Below are 6,166 nucleotides of genomic sequence, written 5' to 3'. Positions count from 1 at the left end.
CTCTGTCCAGGGGCTCGATGTCGGCCATGTCGAGCCCGGCAGTGAAGTTCGCCTGAAACTCGAGGCGTGGCCCTTCCAGAAGCACGGTACCCTGTCCGGTAGGGTTCGAACCGTCTCGGACGACACCTTCACGCAGGATCCGAAGAATGGTGGGCAACAACGCCCTTATTACAAGGCACGGGTGGAGTTGACCGCGACCGATCTGCGTGATGTGCCGAGCAGTTTCCGCTTGATCCCCGGCATGGCAGTGACCGCGGAGATCAAGGCCGGCGACCGCACGATCTTGTCATATTTCCTCTATCCGCTCCTGCGTGGTCTCGACGAAAGCATTCGCGAACCCTGAGTCACGAAGCGTCCTTTACTCCAGACCTAGGGACGCCTGCTCGGGTGGCGGGCGGCGAACCCGGCCGCAATTTTGGCGTCAAGGCGAAGGGTTTCATCGGGAGACCGAGAACGGGACGTTCGCCATTACCGTGCGAGGGATTGATCGGGCCTATTCGGAACAGCAGGATAGCAGGCCCGTCGCTACAAGGCTGCTCGAGAACGCCCCAGCACGATGACGCAAAACGCGACGAAGGTGGAGCGTTAACTTGGCCTCCACCAACAGCGCGGGCGGCGTAACGCTCGAACAGGGCGGTGTCCGATCCAGCCGTCCATCGCGACGCTTGATCGAGCTTCGGCTGGTCGGAAACAATGCTGCTGCGCCCGTGCAGCCGGGCAATCGATCCGCGATCAACGTTGGCACGACCGCGCTCCCTATAAGCGCCTCACGAGTATCGTATGCTGCTTGTAGACGGTCTTGTTGGTTAATCCGCAGAGCACTGAGATCAGGCCTGTCCTTGCGATGTCTGCTTTCGGGCAACGGTCAAGTTGGTCTCCATGACCCCTATGGGGCGCAAAGCTGCCGTCCGTGGCGCCGACCAGACTAGTAGTCTGGAATGGGCCGGACGCCGGCGGTCGGCTTTCGTCGCCGAGAGAGCAAGCGTCTTTTGTGACGACCAGCATAGCCTGCCCAACATCACCCAGTGAGGTTAGCGGTGCGCTGTGACGGCGACGCATCCTGACATGTTTGCGCAAACCTTCATGGTACTGTGCGCTGGTTTTTGCGACGCCCGGTCGTGCCTGCCACAATTTAAGAGGAGAGTTCAAACGTCCAGGATCAATCGCCGTGCCCTGCTGTTTCACTCGAGCAGCGCTGTTGTCGCGTCAACGGTTAAGGCTGCGGCTCTCACCACAGAGCTGGCAAGCAGAGACCAAGAGCCATCCATTGAACTGCGCGCATTGATTGAGGCGCACAAGACAGCATACGCGGGGTTTATTAAGGCCGTCCACGAAATGGGTGGAAGCCGCGACTATGACAGAGCTAGCCAAGCAGAGGAAAAGGCGCTGCTCGCCATCTGTGCGTACCCTGCGATCACGGAGGGCAGTCGCTGGGACAAGGCCAGATATCTACTGGAGATCGAGGCGCGCGGCGAACTCGACCTGCCAAAACATGTGCAGGGCCTTCTCCGCTCAACAATGTGGAAGGGATGAGACCGACTTGGTGCCTCCATCAGATTTACCCCAAGCTCGCCGGCTGACGTCTCTTCTCCTGGAACGAGGCGCAAAGCCGCGATTCCGTATCAGAGAACTGCGGCCGGCGAGTGGCTGGCCGGTCTTTTTGAATCAACTTCGGCCAACAGCTTTGCAGGCAAGTTATGTTGTTGCCGAGAGAAATTTGCGGGAGCGAGGTTCGATCGTTCGACCCGACCCCCTTGTTCACAAGTACCTAAGTGGGGCTTGGTGGGAGCGTGAAGACTCCCACCGAGCTGGTTTTGTCAGTTCTTGCCGCAGGTGTCGGCCATGTCTGGCGTGCATTTGACGAAGCCTGTGTCGATATAGGGCGGCACCGTCTTGCCCTGCTTCAGGTCGTGCAAAGCCTCGATCGACTTGTAGCCCATATTGTACGGGCTCTGGCCAACGAGGTAGTGGGCAAGCCCGTCTTTGAGCAGCGGCAGCTGCGGCGCGAAGGCGTCGCCGAAGGAGATGACGAGGTCCTTGGAGTCGACGCGGTCCTTCACACGCCCGACCGCCTGCCGGTAGGCCGACGGCGCATATTGCGCCCAGCCGCCAACGGCGACGAAGGCGTCGAGCTTGGGATTGGCGACCAGCACGTCGTTCATCTGCTGGGCGGCGAGGCTGATGTTGTCATTGTTGTAGATCGGGCAGCCGTCGACCTCGGTCCAGCCGTTCTCGCCGGCCAGGCGCTTCACCGGCTTGTCCTTGGAGACGTTGGCTAGCGTGTCGCGGATGCCCTGAACGCGCAGGTCCAGATTGAGCGAGCCGGCCGTGCCGGTCTGGATGCAGACCGTGCCGCCCTTTGGCTTGTATTCGACGACCTTCTTCGCCAGCTCGACGCCGAAATTGTAGTTGTCGGTGCCGATGAAGGTCGAGCGCAGGCCGGCGTCTTCCTTCAGCAGGTCGCCGTCGAAGGTCACGATCGGGATGCCCGCGGCTTTGGCCTTCTCCAGCAGCCGGGCCACCGACTTCGGATTGGTCGCAGAGACCGCGATGCCGTCGACGCCCTTGGTGAGCACGTCGTTGATCACCTGAAGCTGCTGGGCCTCGTTCACCTCCGACGGACCGATATAATAGCACTCGACACCGAGGTCCTTGGCGGCCTTCTCGCAACCCTCTTTGACCGGAGCGCTGAAGACGTCGTTCACGGTCTTGACGATCACCGCATAGGTCTCGGCCGAAGCGGCCGTCGTGCCGGCGGCAAGCGTTGCCGCGATTGCGGTCGCGGCCAGCCGCAAAGTCGTTTTGTAGATGATGCCTGTCATGATGTTTTCTCCTCTCTGATGTTATGTGCACGAAAGTGCGCAAACCTTCCGGACACGAGGTGCGTGTCCGCGACGGTCTAGGCGCGGCTGGAGCGGAACCGTTCAAGCAGTACCGCGAACAGGATGAAGAGGCCGACGAAAGTGCCCTGCCAGAAGGGGTTCACGCCTGCGAGCAGCAGGGCGTTGCGGATCACTTCGATCAGCACCGAGCCGATGACGGCGCCGAAGGAGGTGCCGAAGCCGCCGAGCAGGTTGGCGCCGCCGATGACTGTCGCGGCGATGACCTGCAGCTCCTGACCCTGGCCGAGCGCGTTGGTGGCGGCACCCATCCAGCCGACCAGGAAGATTGCAGTCATGCCGGTCATCGCGCCGAGTAGCGCATAAGTCGAAACCTTGACGCGGTCGACGGGGATGCCGGAGAGGCGCGCAGCACTTTCATTGCCGCCGATGGCGCGCACGTAGCGGCCCCATTTGGTCATCGACAAGAGCCACTGCATGACGACGGCCGAGACGATCACCGCCCACAGAACGTTCGGCACGCCGAGGAAGGAACCGCTGCCCAGCGCCAGCAGCGTGTCGCCAGCCTTGCCGAAATCGTAGACCACCTGGTTGCTGGTGACGACCAGCGTCTGCGAACGCACCAGGCTCATCATGCCGAGCGTGACGATGAAGGGCGGCAGCTTCAGGTACGAGACCAGCGCGCCGTTGACGATGCCGACGAACGCACCAACCAGAAGCACGAACAGCACGACGACGGCGAAAGGATAGCCGCTGGCGCAGAACAGGCCGAGCAACACGCCGGTCAGGCCAAGCGTAGAGCCAACGGAAATGTCGATGCCGCCGGTCATGATCACCGGCGTCATGCCGATCGCCATCAGCGCCGTGAAGCAGAAATTCTGCAGGATGTTGGCCATGTTGGCGGAGGTCAGGAAGCGCGGCGCGATCATGCCCACCACGGCGCCGATGATCAGCACCGCGACGACGATCCAGAATTCCTGGCTGCGCAGGATCGCGCCAAGCTTGCTGCGCTCCGACAGGCTGAAGACAGAATCCAGATTGCTGGCGTCCGGAGACTTGTTCATCTCATCCTCCCCTGTTGCCTTCAGGCCGCGGCCTTGGCGCCGACGATCAAGGCCGTGATTTCCTCGGGCGAGCTGGTCGAAGCGAGCTTGTTGGCGACCAGATGGCCGCGCCGCAGCACCATGATGCGCTCGCACACACCGAACACGTCGGGCATGCGGTGCGAGATCAGGATGACGGCGACGCCGCGTTCCTTGAGGCGCTTGATCAGCGCCAGCACCTCGGCGACCTGGCGCACCGAGATCGCAGCGGTCGGCTCGTCCATCAGCACCAGCTTGGCATCGGCCAGGCGGGTACGGGCAATGGCGACCGCCTGGCGCTGGCCGCCCGACATACGCTTGACCACATCGCGCGGCCGCGTTTCAGATTGCAGCTCGCGAAACAGCTCGGCGGCGCGCTCACGCATCTTGCGGTGGTCGAGGAATTTGAACGGGCCGACCGAGCGCATGATCTCGCGGCCGAGGAAGACATTGGCGGCTGCGCTCAGATTGTCGCAGAGCGCCAGGTCCTGGTAGACGATCTCGATGCCGGCCCGACGGGCGTCCGAAGGCTGGTTGAACTGAACTTCATTGCCGTCGAAGACCATCCTGCCGGAGGAGGCAGGGAAGTTGCCGGCTATCATCTTGACCAGCGTCGATTTGCCGGCGCCATTGTCGCCCATCAGGCCGACGATCTCGCCGGGCTCGATCTTGAACGACACGTCCTCGACGGCATGGATGGCGCCGAACTGTCGCGAGATATTCTTCAGCTCCAACAGGCTCATGGCAGGGACTCCCGCTCTTGCTTTTCTTGCGCTGCCGGCATCGATCGAGCCGCGGCGTAGTCGTCGGCGGCCTTGAGACCGCCATAGAGGACGGCGCGCCAGCCGAGCCTGGCCCAGCGCAGGTCCATCGGCCGGCCCGTCTCGGAAAAGGGCGCCCGCAGCGCCACCAGTTCTTCCAGCTGCCGGCGCGGGAATGCGTCGATCGCGCAGACCCCTCCCCCGAGCACGATTGTGGCCGGGGAAAACAGCGCCACCGCCGTGCCTATTGCGAGTGCCTGATCGCGCACGAAGCGGTCGATGTCGGCGCCAAGCCCCGGGATGCTCCCGGACTGGACAAAAACCTGGGTGACGGGAACGCCGTATCTCTCGGCAATCACTTCCAGGGCGCGGCCTGAAACGAAGGTTTCCAGGCAGTCGGTGCGCAGCCCCTCCAGCGTCCTGCCCTCATTGCCGAAAGGCATGTGGCCGATTTCCAGCGCCCAGCCGCCGCCGCGAAACGCTTCGCCGCCCTGCAGGAAGGCGCCGCCGACGCCGGTGCCGAAGAACAGGCCAAGCACGCTGTCGGCGCCTTTCGCGGAGCCCGCGATCACCTCACCTGCCAGCACCAGCACGGAGTCGCGTTCGATTATGACGGGTAAGCCGAGGACGTCGCCAAGCTCGCTCGCCAGATGATGGCCGTTGAGCTCGGGCACATTGCCGGCGAAGAGGACACGGTCGCCGTCGATGTCGATGAAGCCCGGAACGGTCGAGACCATCAGGTCGGGGGTGAGACCCGCCTCGACGCAGAACTCCCTGACGATCTTGGCGAAGCTGCCGACGGGATCGCCATTGCGCAGCAAGGCGGACGGGAAGAGACGCTCGCCGGCCTGCGGGACACGGTCGACAACCATGCCGCATTTGACCGACGTGCCACCGACATCGACGACCAGGATCGAGCGGATCATCGATCGCCTCCAACGTCCGGGAGGAAGCTTGCCAAGGCGTTGCGGAACTCGGCGACATAGGCCGCGCGGTCGATCGTCTTGGATGTTATCCCGGCCAGCCGGGCACCCGGGATGAGGCCTGCCAGCTGGCGCGCATAGGCGAGCGGGTGGACATAATCCTGGTCGTTGCCGATGACGAGCGCCGGCTGCCGGATCGCCACGATCTGGGCGCGGCTCACGCCCGGCCAGTCGAGGGGAATGCGCGACAGGAGCGCGATCGTGGTGTCGGGCCGCGGGCGCTTGAAGAAACCGATGAGCGAGGCCGCGTTGTCCGGCGAGGCCGCCATGACTTCGAGGAATTCCGGCGCGGCGCGAAAGCGCTCCGCGCCTTCTTCGGCGCCATATTTTTCGAGATATTGCGCCGCGACGCGATAGCCGTGCTGGCGCGCGATGGAAGGTGCATCCACCCAGGCAGGCCGCGCCAGCACCAGCTTGGTAACGCGCACGGCGTTGACTCTTGCCAGCCGCAGCGCGATCGCCGCGCCCAATGAGATGCCGCCGACCGCTGCCTGCTCAAT

General features: G+C 63.3%; 7 protein-coding genes. 2 read left to right on the top strand and 5 right to left on the bottom strand.

Annotation, left to right across the window (positions count from 1 at the left end; all coding sequences use genetic code 11):
• On the top strand, positions 1-343 hold a 343-nt coding region (locus tag EOA23_RS30185; RefSeq protein WP_189341760.1), incomplete at its 5' end, for an HlyD family secretion protein.
• Positions 344-1,065: 722 nt separating this feature from the next.
• Positions 1,066-1,533, top strand: coding sequence for a hypothetical protein (locus EOA23_RS30180; RefSeq protein WP_245474391.1), 468 nt, complete (start codon positions 1,066-1,068; stop codon positions 1,531-1,533).
• A gap of 284 nt (positions 1,534-1,817) precedes the next feature.
• Here EOA23_RS30180 and EOA23_RS30175 read toward each other — a convergent pair whose 3' ends face one another.
• The 5 genes from EOA23_RS30175 to EOA23_RS35880 all read right to left on the bottom strand — a co-directional run.
• Complete coding sequence (locus tag EOA23_RS30175) at positions 1,818-2,822, bottom strand: sugar-binding protein (RefSeq protein ID WP_127306809.1); 1,005 nt, start codon at positions 2,820-2,822, stop codon at positions 1,818-1,820.
• Positions 2,823-2,899: 77 nt separating this feature from the next.
• Positions 2,900-3,904 (bottom strand): ABC transporter permease, encoded by a 1,005-nt coding sequence (locus EOA23_RS30170; protein ID WP_127306808.1) that lies wholly within the window; start codon positions 3,902-3,904, stop codon positions 2,900-2,902.
• A gap of 20 nt (positions 3,905-3,924) precedes the next feature.
• Complete coding sequence (locus tag EOA23_RS30165; RefSeq protein WP_127306807.1) at positions 3,925-4,665, bottom strand: ATP-binding cassette domain-containing protein; 741 nt, start codon at positions 4,663-4,665, stop codon at positions 3,925-3,927.
• The gene (locus EOA23_RS30160) at positions 4,662-5,609 is read right to left on the bottom strand and encodes an ROK family protein (protein ID WP_127306806.1); all 948 of its coding nucleotides are present in this window, start codon (positions 5,607-5,609) and stop codon (positions 4,662-4,664) included. The genes EOA23_RS30165 and EOA23_RS30160 overlap by 4 nt, the downstream gene beginning before the upstream one ends.
• Positions 5,606-6,166 (bottom strand): alpha/beta hydrolase (locus tag EOA23_RS35880; protein ID WP_189341759.1); only part of this gene is annotated, 561 nt, incomplete at its 5' end. The genes EOA23_RS30160 and EOA23_RS35880, both read right to left, overlap by 4 nt.

Origin of the sequence: Mesorhizobium sp. M2A.F.Ca.ET.042.01.1.1, assembly GCF_003997405.1 — a bacterium.
Classification (GTDB): domain Bacteria; phylum Pseudomonadota; class Alphaproteobacteria; order Rhizobiales; family Rhizobiaceae; genus Mesorhizobium.
This window is presented reverse-complemented; position numbering and strand designations above follow the sequence as displayed.